Origin of the sequence: Micromonospora sp. NPDC007208 (assembly GCF_042869175.1) — a bacterium.
Lineage (GTDB): Bacteria > Actinomycetota > Actinomycetes > Mycobacteriales > Micromonosporaceae > Micromonospora > Micromonospora foliorum.
The window spans coordinates 1-21610 of sequence record NZ_JBIAFG010000010.1; the positions used below are offsets into that span (position 1 = coordinate 1).

At 66.3% G+C, this 21610-nt stretch carries 17 protein-coding genes and 1 pseudogene; 7 read left to right on the forward strand and 11 right to left on the reverse strand.

The features are described 5' to 3' along the window. Positions 1–158: 158 nt before the first annotated feature. The 4 genes from ACFYL6_RS20065 to ACFYL6_RS20080 form a co-directional block, all read right to left on the reverse strand. A complete protein-coding gene (locus tag ACFYL6_RS20065) occupies positions 159–1691 on the reverse strand; it encodes a non-reducing end alpha-L-arabinofuranosidase family hydrolase (protein ID WP_387173089.1) in 1533 nt (510 codons plus the stop codon). A gap of 398 nt (positions 1692–2089) precedes the next feature. Next, positions 2090–2227 carry a hypothetical protein gene (locus ACFYL6_RS20070; protein WP_387173090.1) on the reverse strand — a complete coding sequence of 46 codons (138 nt, stop codon included), beginning with the start codon at positions 2225–2227 and terminating at the stop codon, positions 2090–2092. 236 nt (positions 2228–2463) lie between these two features. Beyond that, positions 2464–4077, reverse strand: coding sequence for a serine/threonine protein kinase (locus ACFYL6_RS20075; protein WP_387173092.1), 1614 nt, complete (start codon positions 4075–4077; stop codon positions 2464–2466). Positions 4078–4387: 310 nt separating this feature from the next. Next, the gene (locus ACFYL6_RS20080) at positions 4388–5500 is read right to left on the reverse strand and encodes a ricin-type beta-trefoil lectin domain protein (protein WP_387173094.1); all 1113 of its coding nucleotides are present in this window, start codon (positions 5498–5500) and stop codon (positions 4388–4390) included. A gap of 427 nt (positions 5501–5927) precedes the next feature. Between ACFYL6_RS20080 and ACFYL6_RS20085 the strand changes: the two genes are divergently transcribed. Beyond that, entirely contained in the window at positions 5928–7484 is a 1557-nt protein-coding gene (locus tag ACFYL6_RS20085) for a hypothetical protein (RefSeq protein WP_387173096.1), read from the forward strand. Positions 7485–7606: 122 nt separating this feature from the next. Here the strand turns inward: ACFYL6_RS20085 and ACFYL6_RS20090 are convergent, their stop codons facing one another. Next, positions 7607–8359 (reverse strand): AraC family transcriptional regulator, encoded by a 753-nt coding sequence (locus ACFYL6_RS20090; RefSeq protein ID WP_387173098.1) that lies wholly within the window; start codon positions 8357–8359, stop codon positions 7607–7609. Positions 8360–8507: 148 nt separating this feature from the next. Between ACFYL6_RS20090 and ACFYL6_RS20095 the strand changes: the two genes are divergently transcribed. From ACFYL6_RS20095 to ACFYL6_RS20115, 5 genes are all read left to right on the forward strand, one after another. Next, positions 8508–9650 (forward strand): MFS transporter, encoded by a 1143-nt coding sequence (locus ACFYL6_RS20095; protein WP_387173100.1) that lies wholly within the window; start codon positions 8508–8510, stop codon positions 9648–9650. Next, positions 9647–10255 (forward strand): ATP-binding cassette domain-containing protein, encoded by a 609-nt coding sequence (locus ACFYL6_RS20100; RefSeq protein ID WP_387173102.1) that lies wholly within the window; start codon positions 9647–9649, stop codon positions 10253–10255. Before ACFYL6_RS20095 ends, ACFYL6_RS20100 begins: the two co-directional genes overlap by 4 nt. A 37-nt stretch (positions 10256–10292) precedes the next feature. Continuing rightward, complete coding sequence (gene rarD, locus ACFYL6_RS20105) at positions 10293–11177, forward strand: EamA family transporter RarD (RefSeq protein ID WP_387173104.1); 885 nt, start codon at positions 10293–10295, stop codon at positions 11175–11177. A gap of 755 nt (positions 11178–11932) precedes the next feature. Next, complete coding sequence (locus ACFYL6_RS20110) at positions 11933–12544, forward strand: hypothetical protein (protein WP_387173105.1); 612 nt, start codon at positions 11933–11935, stop codon at positions 12542–12544. Further along, positions 12501–14021 carry a restriction endonuclease gene (locus tag ACFYL6_RS20115; protein WP_387173107.1) on the forward strand — a complete coding sequence of 507 codons (1521 nt, stop codon included), beginning with the start codon at positions 12501–12503 and terminating at the stop codon, positions 14019–14021. The genes ACFYL6_RS20110 and ACFYL6_RS20115 overlap by 44 nt, the downstream gene beginning before the upstream one ends. 67 nt (positions 14022–14088) lie before the next feature. On the opposite strand, the gene ACFYL6_RS20120 is transcribed toward ACFYL6_RS20115, so the two are convergent. The 3 genes and pseudogenes from ACFYL6_RS20120 to ACFYL6_RS20130 form a co-directional block, all read right to left on the reverse strand. Then, positions 14089–14586 carry a hypothetical protein gene (locus ACFYL6_RS20120; RefSeq protein WP_387173109.1) on the reverse strand — a complete coding sequence of 166 codons (498 nt, stop codon included), beginning with the start codon at positions 14584–14586 and terminating at the stop codon, positions 14089–14091. Positions 14587–15479: 893 nt separating this feature from the next. Next, positions 15480–16319 (reverse strand): hypothetical protein, encoded by an 840-nt coding sequence (locus ACFYL6_RS20125; protein ID WP_387173111.1) that lies wholly within the window; start codon positions 16317–16319, stop codon positions 15480–15482. Positions 16320–16355: 36 nt separating this feature from the next. Further along, positions 16356–16511 (reverse strand): annotated as a pseudogene (locus ACFYL6_RS20130) (DUF4062 domain-containing protein); the annotation flags it as partial. Between the two features lie 378 nt (positions 16512–16889). On the opposite strand from ACFYL6_RS20130, the gene ACFYL6_RS20135 reads away from it, so the two are divergent. Then, positions 16890–17051, forward strand: a complete 162-nt coding sequence (locus tag ACFYL6_RS20135) for a hypothetical protein (RefSeq protein ID WP_387173113.1) — start codon at positions 16890–16892, stop codon at positions 17049–17051. A 1197-nt stretch (positions 17052–18248) separates the two neighbouring features. On the opposite strand, the gene ACFYL6_RS20140 is transcribed toward ACFYL6_RS20135, so the two are convergent. The 3 genes from ACFYL6_RS20140 to ACFYL6_RS20150 form a co-directional block, all read right to left on the reverse strand. Continuing rightward, positions 18249–18725 (reverse strand): hypothetical protein, encoded by a 477-nt coding sequence (locus ACFYL6_RS20140; RefSeq protein WP_387173115.1) that lies wholly within the window; start codon positions 18723–18725, stop codon positions 18249–18251. 246 nt (positions 18726–18971) lie between these two features. Further along, entirely contained in the window at positions 18972–19289 is a 318-nt protein-coding gene (locus tag ACFYL6_RS20145) for a hypothetical protein (protein ID WP_387173116.1), read from the reverse strand. A 115-nt stretch (positions 19290–19404) separates the two neighbouring features. Continuing rightward, entirely contained in the window at positions 19405–21456 is a 2052-nt protein-coding gene (locus ACFYL6_RS20150; RefSeq protein ID WP_387173118.1) for a GNAT family N-acetyltransferase, read from the reverse strand. Between the last annotated feature and the right edge of the window lie 154 nt (positions 21457–21610).

The window sequence follows — 21610 nt, forward strand, 5'->3', positions numbered from 1 at the left end:
CCGCCCCCGCGGGGGGGGGGGGGGCGGGGGGGGGCGGGGGGGCGCCCCCCCGCGGGGGGGGGGGGGGGGGGCCGCCCCCCCCCCGCCGGGGGGGGGGGGGGGGGGGGGCCCCCCCCCCCCCCCCCCGTCCAGTGCTGTCCTGTGCTCTGCCGTGCCTGTCAGCGCTGCAGGGTCAGCAGACCCGGCCGGTACGGCAGCAGGCCGTAGTCGACGCCGTCGGAGCTGGGGGAACGCCCCTGGTAGAGCAGTTGCAGGTTGCAGGCGTCGACGGTCATCGTCTGGTCGGCGTTGGTGCGCAGCAGCTCACCGTGGCTGATGTCGTTGGTCCAGGTCGCGCCGCTGTTGACCTTGCCCGCGAACGGGTTGCTCTGGGAAGCGGCCTGCGGGGTCCACGAACCGTTCAGGCTGGTCGCCGTGAACGAACGGAAGTAGCGGCCCGTCGAGCCGATCGCCTCGACGATCATGAGGTACTTGTTCAGACCCTGCAGCTTGTAGACCTGCGGGGCCTCGAACAGGTTGTTCTGCGTGTCGCTCATGATGGTCGTGTAGCTGCTGCCGAAGTTGCCCGGGAAGTTCCCGATCGGCATGCTGGCCCGGTAGATCTTGCCGTTGTCACCGGCGAAGAACAGGTACATGTTCGTACCGTCACCGATGAGAGTCTGATCGATCGGACCGGTACCGGAGCCGGTGATGCTTCCGGTGAACAGCGGCTGCGCTGCGGACCAGCCGTTCGGGTTGGTGGGGTTGGTCGAGGTCCGGTAGGAGAACGCCGTGCCACCCCACTGGTAGGCCAACACCCAGATGTTCTTCGGCGCGAAGTAGAACAGCGACGGCGCGACGGTGCCGGAGTTCATCCCGGTCTGGGTGGCCGAGGCCATCTGGGAGTAGTTCGTGAAGAGGCTGAAGTTCATCGAACCCCAGCTGGACCCGAAGTCGTGCGTGGTGGCGTAGACCAGTTGCTGGCCGTTGTAGGGGGCGACGGTGAAGTCCTTCAGCGACACCCAACCCGACTTCGGGTTCGCCAACACCCCGGTGGAGGACCACCGGTACGTCGAGGGAAGGTCGCACGTGCCGCCCGGCGGCGGAGTCGTCGTCGGCGGCGTGGTTCCGTCGACGCGGACGAACTGCCACTGCTGGTTGGTGCCGTTCCAGTCGTCGTACTGCACGATGTTTCCGCCGTCGGCGGTCGAGGCGCCCTGCACCTCCATCACCTTGTTGCTGTTGCGGTTGATCAACCGGACGTAGCCGCTGTCCGAGTCGGCCAGCCGGAACTGCTGGTTGGTGCCGTTGAGGTCACTCCACTGCACGATGCTGCCACCGTTGGCGGTCGAGAAGCCCGAGACGTCCAGCACCTTGCCGGACAGCCGCGACTTCACCCGGTAGTAGCCACCACCGGAGTCGACGAACTGCCACTGCTGCTGGTTGCCGTTGTTGCGGGCCCACTGCGTGATCCGGGCACCGTCGTTCGTGGCCAGGTTGTAGACGTCCAGGGCCTTGCCGCTGTTGCGGTTGACCAACACGTACCACGCGTTCGTGTCGACAGTCGCCGCGGCGGCGGGTGACGACACCACCGTTACCGCGGCGCCACCGACCATCAACGCTGCCGCGCCGGCGGCGAGAACGCGGGGCAACCACCAACGTCGCCGCCGCGACGGCGTTGCGATCGATGGAGACCTATCGAGGGCAGACATGATCCTCCTCCAGTGACCAAGAGCCGAACGGCCTGCCCGAGGTGGGCGTACCGCGACGCGTGGCCGAGGCGCAGGCGTCAGAACGTTAGCGCTAACACGACGCCGGCATGCCGTGGCGCACGCCTGATTCGAGATCGACGAGGCAGGGCTTGCCCGGAAAGCCAAGGTGTCGTCGTCCTTAGGCATCGACTGTGAGCGATAACATGCCGTTCGTCAAGACGTAATGTGCTGGGAACATCTACCGGTGACGAGCCGCAGATCTTGGCCCCGAACACCTTCCACCGTCTTCCCGCAGGCATCGCCCCAGATCCCCGGCGCGGAGCCCAGCTGGGCCCTTGAGGAGGCACCGCGAGCGCGTTAACATCGACGTTTGCCCATTGCTCGCGGTGCCGCGAAACTCAGCCCTGAACCTCGACCGGCTGGAGCGTCGGCACGGCGACGGCCAGCAGAGTGGGCGCGTCGACGGGCGACACGGCAGCCCTCCTCGTGCCCTCGGTGTCGGGGGCGGCGCCGGTCGGGGAATCACCGCCGCGCATCGGCCAGCGTGGGCAGCCGACGACCGACCCGGACCGCCGGAGGCTGCTCCTGCGATGCCTTGCCCATACCCGCCCCCGTCGTTCTGATCCTCAGCTGCCATCCGGCAGCGCCGCGCCCGCGTACTGTATGCGGCCCTTGATCAGCAAAGCGTTAGCCGAACGGACCGGAACGCGAGACAACCCGCCAACGGCCCTCGGACTACTTCCGTCGCTTCCGACGGCGGGGTACGCCCGGGTCAGACCGCGCCTCGGTCGACCAGGCTGAACGTGGTGTCGAGCGGGGCGTCACCGAGAAACTCGACGTAGATCTCCTTCTTGGTCGGGCTCCACTGCACCGGGCCGTACTCGTCGTTGGTGATGGCGTAGGACGTGCGCCCCTTGTCGTCCCTGCCCTCACGGGAGATCGCGAACAACGTTGCCTTGGTCGGATGGCACTCGGCTCCCACCAGCGACTTGTTCCCCTCCGAGTCGAGCTTGACCCCGAGGCACGGTCGGTGGGCGATGTCCGGGTTCACCGATTTGATCATGTAGTCGACACCGACCGGTTCGAGCACGAAGAGCGCATCCTTGCCGGTTCCGTCGCCGACCTCGAGCTCACCGTGCGACGGCAGCGACAGGTCACGGTCGATCTCCACCGCGTGCAGCAGGAATCGCCGCTGACCGGCGAGCATGGCCCGTGTCGGGTCCACGCTGGCCGACGGTGACGCGGTCGGCCTACCCGATCCGGACGCGGACGCGGTGGCCGCCGGCCCGCTCGTTGCCGGACCACCGGTCGGCGTCACCGGATTGGGTTTGGCCTGCCCGCTGAGCAGTTGTGGGCCGAACAGGTAGGCGGGCACCAGCACCGCGATCACCGCGGCGGTCGCGCCCAGCGCGGTGAGCCAGCCACGCCGGCGTGAACCCGCGCGACCGGCCGTGGCCAGACCCGGCGGTATCGACCGCGCGCCCTGGTCGACACCACCGGCAGCGGGCGAAACACTCGCCGGCGGGGCCGCGCCCAGGAGTGGGACCGGCCCGCCAGCACCCACCGGACGCGCCGCGGTCAACAACCCGTCGAGCAACTCCCGGGCGGTGGGCCGGGCAGCGGGGTCCTTCTCCAACGCCCGGGAGACCAACTCCCGCAACGGCCCGCCGAGCCCGGTCAGGTCCGGCGGTTGAGTGAGGATCCGCATCGCGGTGGCGGTAGCGGAGTCGCCCCCGAACGGGTTGCGGCCGGTAGCGGCGTAGGCGACCAGGGCACCCCAGGCGAAGATGTCCGCGGCCGGCCCCACCGGACGGCCGGACGTCGTGTCGAACCGCTCCGGAGCCATGTACGAGACGGTGCCGACCATCTGGTTGGTCCGGGTGTGCTGGCTCGTCGCCTCGAACGCGCGGGCGATGCCGAAGTCGATGACCTTGATCCCACCCGGTGCCACCAGGACGTTCGCCGGCTTCAGGTCGCGGTGGATCACCCCGGCACCGTGGATGGCGGTGAGGGCGGTGGCCACCCCGACCGCGATGCTGTGCAGCTGCGCCGCCCCCAGCGGCCCCCGTTCCCGGACCACCTCGGCCAGGCTGGGGCCCTCGACGTACTCCACCACCAGGTACGGCGGGTCATGGTCCGGGTCGGCGTCCAGGACCTCGGCCGTGCAGAACGGCGGAACCTGGCGGGCGCGGTTCACCTCACTGCGGAACCGCCCCCGGAACTCCTCGTCGTGTGAGAGTTCCGGACGGACGACCTTGACCGCCACCCGCCGCCCCTGCGGCGAGCGGGCCAGGAAGACGCTGCCCATGCCCCCGTCGCCGAGCCGGTCGAGCACCTCGTACGCACCGAGGCGTGCCGGGTCACCGGGACGCAACCTGTCGCTCACGCCGGACGCCCGCAGATCGCGACCACCGCGCGGACCGTTCCGCCTATCACCCGTTCCCCTTAGGTCACTCGGACGCCGGCCGCAGCCTATCCCCCGAGCACCGAATCCCGTCGATGCCGTCCACCAGTCGGCCACGAGCGCGGGTTGTCGCCTCGTCGCGGCCGGCGCTACTGAGACCGCCCCTGTCCGTATGACCGGACAGGGGCGGCTTCCACCCGGAACGAGGCGATTACCGCTTCGCGGCCCAGAAGACATAGACAGCGCCGTACGGCACGGCCTGCGATCCGACCACCCGCCGCGACCGTAGGAGCTATCGGCGGCTCCACTGCTGGTTGGTCTGGCCGGTGCAGGTCCAGAGGACGAGCTTCGTGCCGTTGCCCGTACCCACGTTGTAGGGGTCCAGACAGAGGCCGGACTGCACGCCGGTGATGGTGCCGTTGGCGTTGACGTTCCACTGCTGGTTCGTTCCGCCGTGGCAGTCGTAGATGGTGACCTGGGTGCCCGGGGAGGTGCCGTAGCCGGCGGCGTCGAGGCACTTGTTTCCGTACACGGTCAGCGTCTTGCCGCTCGTGTAGGTCCACTGCTGGTTGGTGCGGCCGTGACAGTCCCACAACTGCACCTGGGTGCCGTTGGTGGTGGACGAGCCGGGGACGTCGACGCAGCGGCCGGACAGGGCACCCACGATCGCGGTGGTCTGCCCGGAGCCGCTGCCCGGGTCGCCGATGCTGCCGGGCACCGACTGCAACGCGCTGTACCAGCGGGCAGCCATCTTGTCGTAGCCGCCGGCGGTGGGGTGGACACCGTCGATCAGGTCGGCGGTGGTGAGGGCGCTGTGCATGTCGACCAGACGCACCCGCTTGCCGGCGTTCACCTTGCTCTGCACGATGCCGGGGATCGCCGCGTTGAAGGTGCGTGCGGCCGCCTCCTGGTTGCTGTTGGAGAGCGGGATGATCTGCGCGACGAACACCTCGGCGGTGGGAGCCGTGGTGGTGATCCGGTCGATCAGGGTCGAGAGCCGGTTCGGCGCGGTGCTCACGTTGTAGTTCTGCAGGATGTCGTTGGTACCGATGTGCAGCAGGACGGTCTGCGGCCGTTGGGTGTTCAGCCAGCCGACGATGTTCGCGTCGATCTGGTCGATACGCCAGCCGGGATGTCCCTGGTGGTCGTGGTCACCCAGGCTGGCCGGGCCGTTGAACTGCGACCCGACGAAGTCCACGGTGTACCGGCCGTTGACGAGGCGCTGCCAGAGCCCGATGCGGTAGCCGCCCGGCACCTGGGTGCCCTCGGTGATGGAGTCGCCGAGAGGCATCACCCGCACCCCGCCGTTGGATTCCGCGTTGGCTGGACCCGTCGAGGTCAGCACCCCGGCGAGGACAACACCGAGTGCGGCGGTCGCCGCGAGCCATCTTGCCCTCGTTCGCATAGATTTCTCCCCTGCAGTGGTAGTGCTGACCGAGGAGTCAGGCCGTCGCGACCGCTGCCACATCGGCATGACGATGCCGTCGCAGCACTGGGACGGATTGTTAACGCTAACAGCGATTCCTGTAAATTCTTGTCGCTGATTTGGCCCACGTCAAGGCGTCACATGCGGTCGACCGTCGCCCGCCTGGTGAACCGACCGAATGATCCTCCCCGGTTCGGCGAACCGGGTCGCACGGTGCCGGCAGGGCAGATGGGCACTGTGGTGCCGCAGTGACGCGTACGCCGAATGTAGGTGTTTTTCGCATAAGACCGTTTGATGTGAGGATCGCTCGACTACGTTCGCCTTGGTGGCGACAACCGATTTGTCGCCTTCTGCACCGACTGTGACGTGCGGAGACATGGTGCACGGAGAAGGGCTAGGTAGCTCGATGTCCAACTATCTACACCCGAACATGAGCGAGGTAGCGGCAGGTCAGCCGCGTACGCCCAAGAAGCGGCGGACGCGCTGGCTCGTCGCTGGAGTGGCCGGGTTGACCGGAGTCGTCGGTCTGGCCGCCTTCACGGCTGCGGGAGTGAGCGGAGCGGCCGGGAAGAACGGCAACGACCTGTCGAACGCCGGAACACAGGTCCTCGCCGAGGGCAGCCGGGGCAGCGGCGACGACCACGGCGGCCAGGACCCGGGCGGCCGCGACGGCAAGGACCACAAGAAGGACAACGACCGTCGGGACGACCGGGGCGACGACTTCCGGTCCGTACCCTGCAACGCGGACGAGCTGATCGCGGCGATCGTCCGCGCGAACGCCGACTCCGGGGCGAAGCTCCGGCTCGCCGAGAGGTGCACCTACACACTCACCAGGTCCGCACCCCAGCCGCCGGTGCCCTTCGGTGCGGTCGGCCTGCCGATCATCACCCAGCAGGTCGTGATCGACGGCAACGGATCCACAATCGTCCGCGCGGCCACCGCCACCCCGTTCCGGATCCTGGAGGTCGGAGCCGGCGGCGACCTGACGCTGCGCGAGGCCACCATCAAGGGCGGCCTGGCCGAGGGTGGGCTCGGCCAAGGCGGCGGTGGCATCCGGATCGACATCGGCGGCAGGGCCACCATCGAGAACACCAACGTGGTCTACAACCACACCAACGGCCCGGGCGGCGGTATCGCCAACTTCGGCGTAACCAAGATCCTCGGCGGGAGCGACCGCGGCAAGGACAAGGACAAGGACAAGGACTGGCACGGGGATGGCGGCAGCAACATCAGCAACAACAGCGCCGTGTTCAGTGGCGGAGGCATCTCCAACAACGGCAACCTCACCGTGCAGAACACCCGGCTGAGCTACAACAACACGATCGGGGTCGTCGACATCCTGCCCATCGGCGGCACTGGCGGCGGGTTGTCGAACAGCCAGGTCGCCGTGCTCGAGAACGTACGCCTGGACAACAACACCGCAGGCTTCCGTGGCGGTGGCATAAGCGGCGGCATCAACTCCACCACCGAGGCCAGGAACGTCGAGGTCAACGACAACCGGGCCGGCAGCGAGGGCGGCGGAATCTTCTCCGACGGCGTCTTCAACCTCAGGCACGGCAAGGTCCACCACAACGAAGCCGGCCAACGCGGCGGCGGCGTCTTCAACCAGATCGGCCAGTTCGTGGCCGAGGACAGCTGGATCAACGAGAACATCGCCAGCACGAACAGCACCATCGAACACGGCGGTGGCATCTACAACACCAGCGGCACCGTCGTACTGCGCCGAACCCACGTCGACCGGAACCGGGCCATCGGCTCGAGTTCCCAGGGCGGCGGAATCTACAACAACCGCACGCTCACCCTCACCGAAAGCAAGGTCACCGACAACATCTCCACCCTGGCACCCGGCGGGATCTTCAATGACGGCGGCCAGGTCACCGCGGACGAGAAGACGGTCATCAGCGGTAACCGCCCCACGAACTGCACACCCAGTTCACCGCCGGTGCCCAACTGCTTCGGCTGATCGTCCGACCGCCCCCGCACTCGGGTTGCAAGAGGCAATAGAGCAGGTACGGGCATCCGGTCCCGCACAGATTCGGTCACAAGATCGGACCTGCGGCGGGACCGGATGCCGTATGGGACGGCTCAGCCCCGGTGCGGGGAAGAATCGCAGCTCTGCCGGCTCCGGCAGTATTCGCCGGGCGTGATCCCGAAATAGGCCCGGAACGCCTGAATGAACGCGCTGGGGCTGCTGTAACCGCTGGATGCGGCGGTCGTGGTCACCGACTCGCCACCGGCGATCAACTTGAGCGAGTGATGCAGTCGCAGCTGTGTCCGCCATTGCGGGAACGACATTCCGGCCTGCACCCGGAACAGCCGGCTGAGGGTACGCGCGCCGGCGCCCACGGCCATGCCAAGCTCGGCGAGGGTGCGGTGGTCGGTGGGATCCTCGAGCAGGATCTCGGCGACGTCCCGCAATCGGGGATCGGCCGGGTACGGCAGGCACAGATGCAACGTGTCCGCCCGTCTTAGCTGGTCAAGAGCCACGCGCTCAAGGTTGTCCCGCTCGTCATCGGTCAACTCGTCGCCGTCGGTGAGGCTGACGATGACCTCGCGCAGCAGCGGTGAGACGGCCAGAGCGGTCGGCTGATCCACGCCCAACGGGTTCAGCGGGCGGTCGAACATGATCGCGCGCATGTCGGTGGGACCGTAGGCGCGATGAGCATGGGCGACACCCGCCGGGATCCACGCTGCCCGATCCGGCGGGACCGTCCACATTCCCGTCGGCGTCGACACCCCCAATACGCCGTTGCGCGGGCAGACAAGCTGGTGGCGCGCGTGGTGGTGCCAATCGATCCGCTCGCGGTCGGCCAAGGGCACCCGGGCGGGGCCGTTCACAAGTTGGCTGCTTGGCGACACAAGTCGGCAGGATATCAATAGTCCGCAGGCGGAGCGGTCGGGCATTCTTCCTGCAGACCCGCAGAGAAAGAGCCCGATGGTGACGGAGACAAAGAGCCGAGCGGACGCGGCCAACCCCGGGAGGGCGATGCCGCTGAGCGAGCAACCGTCGGCGTGGCGACGGATGCGCCTGTGGGGAGCAGCCCACGCGGTCGACGACCTTTACCAGGGCCTCGTACCGGCCTGCGTCCCGTATTTCGTGCTGGAGCGCCACTACAGCTACGTGGCCGCTGGTGGTCTCACGCTCGCCGCGACCCTGGGCAGCTCCATTCCTCAGCCATTCATCGGCATCGCCGTGGATCGTTACCGATCCGACTGGCTCGCTGGGGCCGGAGTAACGCTGGCCGGAATCGGGCTCGGTCTGTCCGGCCTCATGGATAGTTACGTGGCGGTCTGGCTTCTGCTCTGCGCGTCGGGACTCGGCGTGGCGATGTTCCACCCGGCCGCCGGAAAGTCGGCCCGGGTGGCGGCGGGTGAGAGCGCCACAGCAATGAGTATCTTTGCCGCCGGCGGCAGTGTCGGGTTCTTTCTGGCACCGGTACTGGCCACTCCCGCACTCATCGCCATGGGCGTCGGAGCGACAGCGCTTTTCATCCCACCGGCCTTGCTCATGGGTTTCCTGCTACACCGGAATCGGCTACAGAGGCCGGCCACGCGCGGCGTTTCGCGAAGCGGCCGTGACCAGTGGGCTCCCTTCCTGTTGCTGACCTGCATCGAGACGGTCAGGTCGGTCGCCTTCTTCGGCGCGATCACCTTCATCGAGCTGTTCTGGATACGTCACCTGGGCGCGGGCAAGAGCCTCGCCGGGGCGGCGCTGGCGTGCTTCCTCGTCGGCGGGGTGGTCGGCACGCTGTTGGGTGGCCGGATCGCCGACCGGGTCGGGATGGTCCGCACGGTGCAGTTCGGCGCGATCGTCGCCATTCCCGCGCTCGTCGGTCTGCGTCTCACGCCCGGGGAGTACCCGCCGCTCCTCTTCGCCGTGCTCGCCGGCATCGCCCTGAACATCCCGTTCGCCGTGCTGGTCAAGCTGGGCCAGGACTATCTACCGACGCGGCCCGGCACCGCTGCCGGTGTGACGCTCGGGCTCGCCGTGAGCATCGGCGGTCTCCTCGCGCCCGCCCTCGGTCTGGCGGCAGAGCGCTGGGGTCCCCAGGGCGTGTTCACCATCATCTGTCTGATCCCCCTGGTGGCGCTGGTTCTCGGCGTGTTCCTCAACGAGCCGGCGAAGTGACGTCGCACGCGGACCCGGGCGACAAGGTGATCGAGGCTCGGGAAGTCGATGTCGTGCGGGAGCGCCGCCTGCTGCTTGCGGGTATCAGCGTCACGATCCGCGCCGGGGAGCACTGGGCACTGATCGGGCCCAATGGCGCGGGCAAGAGCACCCTTCTCAGCGTGCTCGGCGCCTATCGACATCCCACCCGCGGGCAAGTGGACATTCTCGGTCAGCGCCTCGGACGGACCGATGTCTTCCAACTGCGCCGGTCGATCGGCCGGGTCACCCCGCAGCATCCGCTGCGCTCCGCGTTGACCGCCCGCGAGGTGGTGCTCACCGGAGCGACCGGCACGATCGACCTGATGCCCCGCTGGACGCCTCGCCCGGACGAGTTGGAGCGGGCGGATCACCTCCTGTACCTGCTGGGGCTGCCCACGACGACCACGCACGTGCTGCTGTTACGCGAGGGCCGGACGGTCGGGTGCGGGCGGGTCGAAAAGGTGCTGACGACCGAGATGATGAGCAACTGCTTCGACCACTCCGTCCGCATCCTGCGGCACGCGGGACGCTGGGCGGCGGTCGCCGCCCCGGACTCCGCCGCGCCGCACTTTCTCACGAGGTGATGCCGCTGTGGCCGGACCACGCCGAAGCAGCACGGGTGTGCTGGCCGGAACCGCGGCGTACTTCATCTGGGGTCTGCTGACCCTCTACTGGCCGCTGCTGGAGCCGGCGCCGGCTCTGGAAATCCTCGCCCACCGCATCGTCTGGTCGCTGGTATTCGTCGCCATCGTGTTGACGATCCAGGGCGACCTCAACTGGCTGCGTACGATCCACCGCGAGCCACGGACATTGGCGCTGCTGGTCGGCGCCGGCTGCTTCGTGGGTGCGAACTGGGGCCTCTACATCTGGGCGGTCAATGGTGGGCGCGTGATCGAGGCGGCCCTCGGTTACTACATCAACCCGCTCTTCAGCGCGCTTCTCGGCCTGGTGGTGCTGCGGGAGCGGATGGCGGTCGCGCAGTGGGTAGGTGTGGCACTGGCGACGGCGGGCGTGGTGTGGCTGGGGATCGACGCCGGGCGGCCACCGTGGGTGGCGATCGGCTTGGCCGCCACATTCGGTGTCTACGGGTTGTTTCGCAAGTGGGCGGCAATGCCGAGCTGGCGGGCGTTGGCCGTAGAGACGGCCGCGCTGGCCGTTCCCGCCGCCGCGTATCTCGCTGTTCTGTCGGTGACCAACCGCAGCCATTTCGGGGACAGTCCCGTCCGGGCCGCGTTGTTCGTCAGCACCGGCCTGATCACCGCGTTGCCGCTGGCCCTCTTCGGTTTCGCGGCCGTCCGGACGCCGTTGACGGTCCTCGGGATGCTTCAGTTCCTGCTGCCGACGATTCAGTTCCTCATCGGCTACTTCGGACTCCACGAGTCGATCAGCACTGCTGGCCTTGGCGCCTACTGCCTGGTTTGGGCCGGCGCGGCGTTCTTCCTGGCCTCCTACGCATGGCGGCAGACACGCCGGGAGGGCCAGCCTCCGGCACCGCAGCGGCGTTGAGGAGATCGAGGGCGCCGGGGTGGCGGTGGCCCCGCGTCGTACCCGGGATCCTGGCGTGGTGGCCACGATGATTACGGAAAGTGACGGGCGCAACAGGACGCCCACGCGACATCCGCTATCCACCGGGACGATCAACAAAAGACGCCTGACCGCGTTTCCGCAGGTCAGGCGTCTGATGATCTTGTGCGCCCGGAGGGACTCGAACCCCTAACCTTCTGATCCGTAGTCCGAAGCTCCGAGTACACACTCCTACAAATAGCACTCTACCCAAAACTCGTCCGGTCGCAAGCCTTTCGGTCCGTTCAAGTCCAAGTGCGTCCTCCCAGGTCCACGCCCTGCACAAGCAGCCAATCCGCAGTTGTCGATGGATGAACGGGTGTCGCGCTTCCTGGTGGGTCCGGTTGCGTAGCGCTAAATCCGCGTCAGTTCCCCGTCGGCCGAGCAGCCACCGAGCAGCCACGATCGCCGCGAACGCAGCCGTCACCGACCCTGCCAGGCTTCTCCGAGAGGTCGGGTCAGACGCACGCGGCGCTTCGACCGGGCTCGCAAGCCGCTCTCAGGGATGCCGCTAGCTGCTTCGCTGCCGAGCTGAGAAATGCCCGGAAGCGCCGGGCGGGTCAGACTGCCAGCGCCCGGCCCCTGCGCCCTGGGACTGGCTGGCCTCGTAGACGGCCCGGATCACCAGGACGTCCCTGGGCGGTCTGTCGCGCCGCTTGACGGGGGGCCATGTCAGAGGTCGGTCTTAGAGTGTGGCTGTGGCTGTGGCGGAGTCGGGGCGGAAGCGCGAAGTGACGTTGACTGAATATGACGTCGCCGGATACGAGTTCCTGATGACTGGGACCGATGCGCTCATGCGGGCAACGGACCCGGTGTACAGGCGCATTCGGCAGGTGCCGTTGGACGATGTCTCGTCCGTGTCAGTGGACGTCGGTGAAGGCCGGACCGTACGGGCAGAACCGATTGACGCGTCATCCTGGATCTCATTCGACGTCGGCGAGGCCATCGCGGGAGAACGACAACTGCTGCTGTCCGAGATGGCTTTCCTAGCGCAGAGACAGCTCGCGACCATCATGAGTGGCTTCTACTCGCATATCAGCGAGGTGGCGGAGGCGGTCGGTAACACACTCAGCGGCCCCATGTCATGGGACCTGATCATCGACGCACTCGAACGAGTCGACCTAGTGTTTCGCGATGACGGGGAGCACGGCGGCATGATCGTCATGAGCCCGGAGACCTACGCCAGACTCGTTCAGCAAGGGCCCCCGACAGCCGCGCAGGAAGCCCGTCTGGACGACATCTTACGACGGAAGCGGGAGGAGTTTGATGCTCGACGGCGTCATCGATCAGTACCTCGCGACGGTCACTGAACGCGAGTTCGACGCTCCCCTGCTCGCGCTGCTGCAAGCCAACGGCTTCACCGACGTCCACCAGCTACACGGGGCGTTCGAGTTTGGCAAAGACTTCATCGCCAAACGCCGCGAGGACGGCGAACTACGGCAATACGCATTGCAGAGCAAGGCCGGTGACATCAACCTTGCCGAGTGGCGGACCATCCGGTACCAGGTCGACGAGATTCGCTCGGACAATCTCGCGCACCCTCACTTCGACCGTAACCTGCCCCGGGCCGCAGTCCTTGTGACCACGGGGCGGTTGGTCGGCGGAGCGGCACTGCAAGCACAGGACTACAACACGCGCGTGCAGGGGCTCGGCGAGCCTGGGTTCGAGCTCTGGGATCGCGACACCCTACGTCCGATGCTCGCCGCCACGCCCACGTGTGGGTTGGCCGCGGGCAGCCCCGGCGACCTGCTGGAACTCCTCGGGCAGATCGACCAACAAAAGATCAACTATCAGGCCGTCGAGCGGTATACCCGACGGTGGACAACCAGGCCGCTGCAACAGGTGGCGATCGAGTCCGCAGTTGTGGCCAACCGGCTGCGGGACAACCAGCGCACCGACCTCGCAGCAACCGTCGCTCTCGCAGCTCTACGCGCAGCCGTCTGCCAGCCAACAGAACCTCAATCCGCAGAACTGGCACGCTCGGCCAAACTGCTGCACGCCGCCTACGCCACCCGCCTCCTCGACCGGTACGAAGACGCCGCCAGCAACCCTATGGACCTCCTGAAGGAGATAGCACCGGGCTTCATTCACCTCACCTATCCGGTGATCTGCCTGCGTCTGGCCGAGATATGGGGACTCCTGGGCATCTCACCGGACGTTGACGCCGCGGCAGCCGCCCGAGCGCGGCAAGCAGTGACGGCGCTGCTGACCCACCAGCCCGGAGCGGCGCACCCCGTATCCGACAACTGGGCGGCGAGCATGATCCCGGCCGTGCTATCCCTACGCGTCGAGGATTCGGCGACTGTCGAGACCTACCTGCGTGCCGCAACTGGCTGGGTCGCCGACGCCTACGACACCGGGCTCGGCCTCGCCCCCGTCGGTGCCAGCCCGACTGAGGAGGCGACGCACTTCCTCGGACCGGAACTCGAGCACATCGAAATCGCCACACCCGGCACCTCGTATGCTGCGACGGTCCTGCTCGACCTGGCGGTGGCGGCGAACCTACCCAAGACCTACGAGTTCATCTTGAATGAACTCCTCGCCGCCGGTGCGAAGCCAACCCTCACCGTCGCCGACGAGACACGCGCACAGTGGGGCGCCGCCCGCGACGGGCTCGCACTCATCCCGGTTGTCAGATACACCGAATCGTGGACCGGCAACATCTGCCAAGCCGACCATCACCTCGCTGATGACACCCCCGGCATTGCGGCCTGGGACGCCATCGCCCTGTCAACACTGCCCCGCAACCGGCACCCCTGGTGGGCGCTTCAGCGCCTGATGAATTAGGCCGGAGCAGCGGCCACCAATCGTCCTGATCGATCAAACGGCGTCATCGAGGTCAGAGGATCGGAAGCTAGGTCCGACGTGGCGCGACCACTGCGATAATTACTGCCGCCACACCAGCCGCAAGCAAAGCCATCGTAACAAGCGCTCTGCCCTTTTCTAGCGGCCCATCACTGTTGACAATTCCTACAATCTCTTGTATCGCGGTTCCCAGCAACGCGCCGCCGATGATATTGAGGACCGCTTTCCAGGGAGGAGCGGCTGCGTGGCGGAGCCTGCTTGTTGCACGTCGCACATGGTCTGCGGAAACCGAGTCAAGACGGTCCCCTTTGGCGAGAGAGATCGACTCCTCGCCCAATTGGCGGAAATACAGCGTCTGACACTCAGCCAAAGCGACTGCAGCAGGTTCCGAGAAGCCGTCCATCTCAAAATCCTGCAATCTCCTTTCCAGCGCCTTGGTAACTCGGTTAAACTCTGCTCGATCGACGATCCGGCTTAGCTTGCTCGCATCGATTCTCAGATATTCCCGCTGCTGCGCGAGCCGTCGCGAGCCGCTATTACCCGCCATCGAAAGATCACACCGATCCGTGAGTCTTGGCGTTGCGGGAGCCAGGCGCAGCCATCGGCAGGTCGGCTAGCAGTCGGAGTTGCGCCTCAAGGATGTACGAGGTGACGCGAGACGCTGCAATCCTGGGGCCCGGGTCAGCGGTCCGCGGTCGAAGGAAGCGGATGCGCAAAGCGCCAGGACGAAGGAGGTTTGTAACGGCGATCGCAAAGGAAACAAGCGAAGCGGAAAAGAGGGCGAATTTCCAATATTGAGGACCGCCGCCGAGAAGAAATCCGGCGGTGAATAGCGTCGTTGATGCAGTCGCAAGCAGGCTTGCGACTGTGCCTATTCGTGCTCCCATTGCGCCTCGCTTGTCGTGCCACCGGCCCTACGGCTTTGAGGCCAGACTATGGGTCGCCTTCCATCTGCGCAACAGCGCCGACACGCAGGGTATCGTTCCGCGTCGCTTGGGCAGTCGGGGGAACGGATGTATTGGGTGTTGTCACTACCCACGGCGCCGGCGGGTTTGAGGAGACCATTGAGTGCCGCCCGCTGTCGTCGATGACCAAATCCGGCACCCACCCCTTGGGCCGGGAACAGCGAGGGCAGCATCGGGAAGCGGTGCAGGTGCATGTCAGCCGAGGCGGCGACGGCGGCGGCCAGCTCCCGTTTCGCGCTCTCGCTGTTGCCGACGGCCTCCCTCTAAAGTCCAGGTCAAAGTCCTCATGCACCCCGTTGTCGATCAGAGCGACGATGTGATGGACGGTCAGCTGATCTACTGGAGCGTCAAGACGGCGAGAACGCAGAGCAGCCATCCGATCGTCCTCTCCGCCGTGGCCATGAACGCCCCCCGCTGCCGCCCGCCCGGTGCGACCAGTAGCCGGACAAGCCCGGTGGGACGAACGTCTGCTCGGCTACCGGCGGGCCGAGACAGCATCGATAAGAGTTCGACTCAGGGTGCGGCCCACCTCGGCAGCCCCCGGACCGAGCGCCGCTAGGGTCACGAGCTCGTCAGGTGGCACCTGGATCGGGTCGTTCGACAGCATCAGGCTGGTGGCCTGATGACGGGGCTGCCCGCTGACCCGGCCGACCGACATCAACCCCTCGGTACTGACGCCGACACCGATGGCCACCTGGTCGCCGTCGAGAATTCCCAGACCACCGATGAGACGCAGCAGTCCGGCGATCTGATCAGGCAGGGCGTCCGGGTCGAGAATGGCGCCCATCCCGTCGCCTGGCAGTGATGCCCACGCCGAGGTCTGCCCGTCCGCGGCCGTGCGTATGCCGAGCAGCTGCGGCGCGCGGACCTCGTTCCATCGGCTGTTCCTATCCGGAATGGTGACGACCACGGCGCCGCCCTGGCGAGTGGAGGTCAGTGGGTCGGCCGCGTCGACCTGACCGCTGGCGCGCAGTCGCGCCGGCAGGAGCTGTTCCAGCTCGGCCATCACCCGGGCCGGCCGGTTCGTCCCGGTGCCCGGAAGAACATGAAGCTCGACGGCCGACGGAAGGCTCGGCGCGTTGCCACGCCGAGCCTCGAAGTCCGAGCGCCACGTCACCGTCATCGGGCGCGGCAGCGGCATGAAGGCCAGCGGATCCCCAGCACTCTCCAGCTCTCTCAGCTTCACCGCGACCTTGGTCTGCAACTCGGCGGTCGTGGCGAAAGACTCGTAGAACACGCCCGTGCCGTAGTCACCGATGAAGCGAACGAACTGCTCCTGGGCGGGCTCCAACGTCACGCCCAGCTTGCGGTACACCAACCGGGGCATCCCGGCGGCCTTCGCTGCGGTCCACTCGTCATGGGTCGGCGACTGCCCGGTGTCGGGCAACGGGTCGCCATAGCGGGGCCCCAGGATCAGCACGTACACCTCGGCCGAGGCGACACCCTTCAGACACGCCTCACGGCTGGGCGACGTCTGGGCGGTGAAATCCTCGAAGCGCACCGGCGTGTGCCCCGAGCGCCGAGATCAAGCCCGGAAGTGCGTCGCGCTCCTCTTCGAGCTCCCGACGAACACTGCTGATGAAGACCCTCATGTACACATTGTCCCCCGCGCCCGCCGTCTCTCGGGGACGGCATCGCTGCACACGACAGCCGCCGGGGCCACGTTCGCTGGCGCGCTGGGCCTGCTGATCGTCTCGAATGACTTCGTCATGCACCCCGACGTCTGATGACCCACCTTGAACGGCAGGCGATTCACTCGGCCGTGTCTCACTGTGTGGATTGCAATTTACAAGACGCTCGGCGGTTGACATTATGCGGAGCAAGGGAAGCGCGGGGCAGCACATCCTCCACAAGGGGGGAGTCTGTCCGAAGGGAGCTTCCCCTGATGGGGAACGACGTCAACACCCGGGTCCTGCTGCTGATCGTCGCCGTCTTGACGGCCGGGCTGACCGCCGTCGGCGTCGGCTGGATCACCTGGGCGAACGAGCGGAACGCGGGCAGGCCATCATCGCCGCAGGTGCCGCGTTTGGTGGTGCGCTGGGCCTGATGATCATCTCGTACAACTTCGTCATGCACCCCGATGGGTGATGCCTGCGGGTGGCGTTGACTTGCCTCAATTTTTCTGAATTTGAGGCATTGACCTGCCTTGACCAGGTGAGATCGTTGAGGCAGACGTGATCCCGAGTGGGATCACCGCACGTCTCAACGGAGGTGCACCCGCGATGGGCCGTCGAGGCTTCGAAGCGCTCTGGCGGCGCGGCGGTTGAGCGTACGACCACAACGGGCTCGGCGCTGAATCTGCTGGAGCGATGTCCCACTCGCGAGGCTAGGCCTGCGGGCACGGGGCTGGGGCTGAGTTTTTCGGCCACCTGGCTGAGCACATTCAGGTGTGGACGGACACTCGCCTTCCTGAGCCGCCCGCATCGCAACCTGCGGCACATGCTCTAGGCCCACTCGACGGAGACGGCCACTCGTCTCATTCAGTCGGGGCAACGGATGCAGCGTCGCCTTGTTCTGGTGCCCCAGTGGCGACTGCGCTGATGGTGTCGAGGCCAGCCATTGCCCATGCGATGACGCTTCCGACCGCGCTTGCCGCAACGCCCCACCAACTCAATGACGGCCAGAAGTGATAAATGAAGGCAATCCCGAAGACAGGGATCCAGGTGACTCGATCACCGTGCATGAAGGCCCTCCATATGAGGAAGCCCATGATCAATATCCAGGCCAGCGCGAGTTCCCACCACGACTGCCCGTGTCGGTCACGCTCCAAACGCTGCGATAGGCGCTCATACCACTGCGGTGGCGCCGGCAACGCATTCAACTCCCACCCACTTGAGGTCGACGAGGCGCTTGGCGGAGAACCCGAAGCCGTGGGGGTGTTCATAGCCGGCGCAGGAGTCGAGGTGACGGACACCGCAGGGGCCGGAGCGGGCCGCGGAAAGTAGTAGGCGAAGACGCCCCACCCCAGCGCGAGAAGCGCGATGACCGCGCTGACAACGGTAGCGTGGTCCGACTTTGGTCTTGGCAACACTGCTCCATCTCGTGCACACCGAGATGCCCATCGTATAGAAAGACTTCGTACAGTTGCGCACCGGTAACGCTAGGGCTGCGAGCCTGACCCCGGTGCTAGGTCGACGGATCGCTGCCAGCTTGGGATCCGGCCGTCACCATGCCCGAGCGCTGCAGGTAGGGCCAGAATGACAGTTGGCTCAGGGCCCACCTTGATCCTGCGGCTTCGAGACCGTCATCCGCTAAGCACCCGCGTGATGTCGATCAGCCCCACCAAGTCCAGGCAGGTGAATACCACCGCGAGGCACACCAGCGCAGCCAGGGCGAAGGCAATCACGTCCGCCCACGTGTGGTAAACCGTGACAAAGAAGGCGTCGGCCTCCTCACTGTCGGGGTAAACGGTAATCACCTCCTCGCTGTTGAGCGCCGCGAGGCAGGAACAGCAGGCGTAGCCGGCGAATATGATCACTGGCAGGTAGATCAGGTAGATGCCGAAGGTGTCCCGGTCCTGGTTGAACGATCTGCTGACGAGCCATGCGATCAACTCCAGCAACAGCACCAAGAAGCCGCGTTTGACCTGAACCGTGACCCGAGGCGCGTCTCCATACCCACCGGCACCAGCGCCCTGCGCTACCTGGAGCATGGAGGCGCCGGCTTGAATCACAGTCGCTGCGAAGGCGATCCAGGCGATGGCACCCTCGCTCGAAGACACGACACGGATTGTCTCGGCTGGCAGCAGAGTGAGCAAGCAAGCGCGACGCGCGGAGACGATGCGTTGCGCCGTCGGCTTTCCGACTCGGGCTGAGTTGCGAAGGCACCGGCATCGCGGCCCTTGGCGAGAAGGCGTCCACCCTTTGTCGTTTCAGGATTCGCCAGCACCAACCCGGCGACGTGACGGTCCGCAGGATGCCACGTCCTCCACGTCCGGCACTCCTACGTGACCCCCCGGTAGATCAACCTACGCCCGCTGGGCCGCGAGTTGCCGGATAGCGGTTGGGTCGGATTCGGCCACGTATCGATAGCTTTGCGGTGGATGGAACGCTCGACTGCTTCTCAGATCGTTTAGTGGCAGGGGGGTGCCCAGGGGTGATGCCTTGGCCAGGAAGAGCAGGCAGGCGGTCTCAGTCCCAGCCAGGTAGTCATCGAACTCGCGTCGGTTGATGCCCATCGCGTGGCCATGGCTGTTCCAGGCGTCCTGCACGCTGAGCGTCTCGGACCGTTCAAGCTGCGCGGTTCCCACGACGGCCATCACCGGCGAGCTGGCGTACAGAACCACAGGAGAGCCCTCGCGGGCGGCGACCCTGCGGCGGCGTACTTCGACTGTCTTTTGTCCTAGAAGGATTGCTTCGGCGAACCGCGGCCGAACGGACAGCAGTAAGGCTGGTGGCTCTTCACGCATCCTGATCGAAGCCTTCCCGGTAAAGTTGAGCGAACAATTCAGGTTCGATCTTGCGTGGTGATAGCGGGTAGAGCAGGCCCGTTCGTGGTCCGCTGAGTGCCTTCAGCCGCGGTAGCGGTATGGGGTAAGGGAAGATCTCGGTGTTGGTGACGCGCAGGGCTTGGCGCCGTTGGCTTCCCCCGGTGCCTTGGATTTGCGACAGTTCCCAGACGCCGAGGTGTTGGAAGCGGTCGTGCAGGTCTGCTGGTGTGCCGATGACATCCAGCTCTAGCTGGGAGCAGCCGATGATGCCGGGTGCGGCCGGAGTGTTGCCGCTCATGTACCACAGGATGCGGGCGGGAGCGGCGGGGCCGCCTGTAGCGGCCCGGTAGTAGACGTGTTCGCGGCTGAGGCCGAGATCTTCGCGCCACAGTGGTGTGGGTACGCCGAACAGCTGGTTGGACCACCGCTGCTGGATCGACACGACGTAGGTTGGCAGCGCGGTGTCGATGATTTTCGCTGGCCACCAGTTGCGCTCGAGTTGAGCGACGACGGCGGCGGGCATAGTGGATCTTAACGGGGTTGGCTCGGGTAAGTCGAGATGGCGCGCTACCGCGCTGGCGTCCCGTTCGACGTCGGCTGCCGTGCCGCAGGTATCGATCACGAATGCTATCCATCTGCCGTTGATCTGCTGGAAGCCGTCGTCGAGCAGTGCGCGTTGCGTCCCAGGTGACATATGAGGGTCATCGACCACGATCGCGGCGAGCTTGCTGGCGCGGCAGTGGTTGCGCAGGATCAGCAACAGTTGACGAGCCATGGTGTCGGCCAGAGGCTGGTTGGCCACGCGCAGCAGCGGCACCGTGAGCGCGAAGCCCTGCTGACCGGTCACATATAGGGCGGCGACGTCGCCGTCTGGGGTGATCACGGCACGACGCTGGGTGCGCGCGACGGCGAGGGCATGAATGTGGCGGAGGAAGTCCTTGCGGCTTTCGCCGCTGACCGTCGCGGCCAGGTGCTCGACCGCCTGGTCTTGCTCCGATCCCAGGGCCTTGAGCTGGTAGCCGGTGCCGAGCAACGCAACGGGTTGGTATGCCTCGGCTCGTGTCAGTTCGTCGAGGTGCACGACGACATCGGCGGGCTCGAGGATGCGCAGCCCCAGGGCCCGGGCTGGCTTCCTCAGGACGCTGATTAGTCGAGCGTCGTGCGTGACGAAGACGCCGACCTTCGCCGCCACGGCCGAGGCGACGTGGCGTAGGTCGTATTCATCGCGTCGGCCAGCGGGATACGGACTGTGCTCCGCGTCGACGCGGTCCAGGAGAAACTTCTGGGCGGCTTTGACGGCTTGTGAGGCAGGCGCCGCAGGTGTGCATCTGCTCATCACCTCCTCGCAGGCGTCTCTTGTCGCGCCGGGATCCAGGTCGGAGATCTCACGGCGGACCGAGGCGGTGACCACCAATTCGAGTTGGTCGGTGAGGTGGTCGGCGAGCAGTGACAGCGATTCGCTGGCGCCTGGTCGGCTTTGGGCCGGTCCCAGGTCACGGATGATGTTGTTGTCCAGGGCGGCTCGCAGCAGAGGCGGATCCTGCCGTGAGAACAGATCCGGGTGCCCGTGGTCATGCCACCAGACGTCGAGAAGGCGGCCGGTGTGGCTTCGCCCCCGCACCTGTGATCTCTTGTGAAATCCAAGATCGATCCACAGTTTGTCAATCCCGTAGTCCTGGCGGCACTTCACGCTGATGCCGGCCAGATCGTGATGCTCCGCCGAGAGGTGCTCCACGAGCATGGTGGCGATTCCACCGCGGCGGTGCTCCGTGCTCACGCACAGATAGGCGAGACGGACTCGCTGGTAGGCAGTTCCGTAGAGCGCGAACCCGATCACTCTGCCGTCTTGTTTGACTACCAGCAGGTGCCCGTCCCCGGCCGCTTGCTCATAGGCCCCCCGCATCTGCATACCGAGTCGAGCCTTGAATTGGCAGCCGAGCTCGAAGGCCTGCGTGATCGCGTCGTTGTCGTCAGGTCGCACCGTCTCTAGCTGGATAGGTCTGGGCGAGGTCGAAGTCGACATGCACGCAGTGTGCCGGTCCGGTCGCTCCTACGACATCATCCGCGTGTCTTAAAGATCGACACTCAACTGACTGACGAGACGTGATCATGTCGGAATGCAAACCGCATAAATCCTATACCGCCCCTACCCCACGAATGGCGAATAAATATCGCTA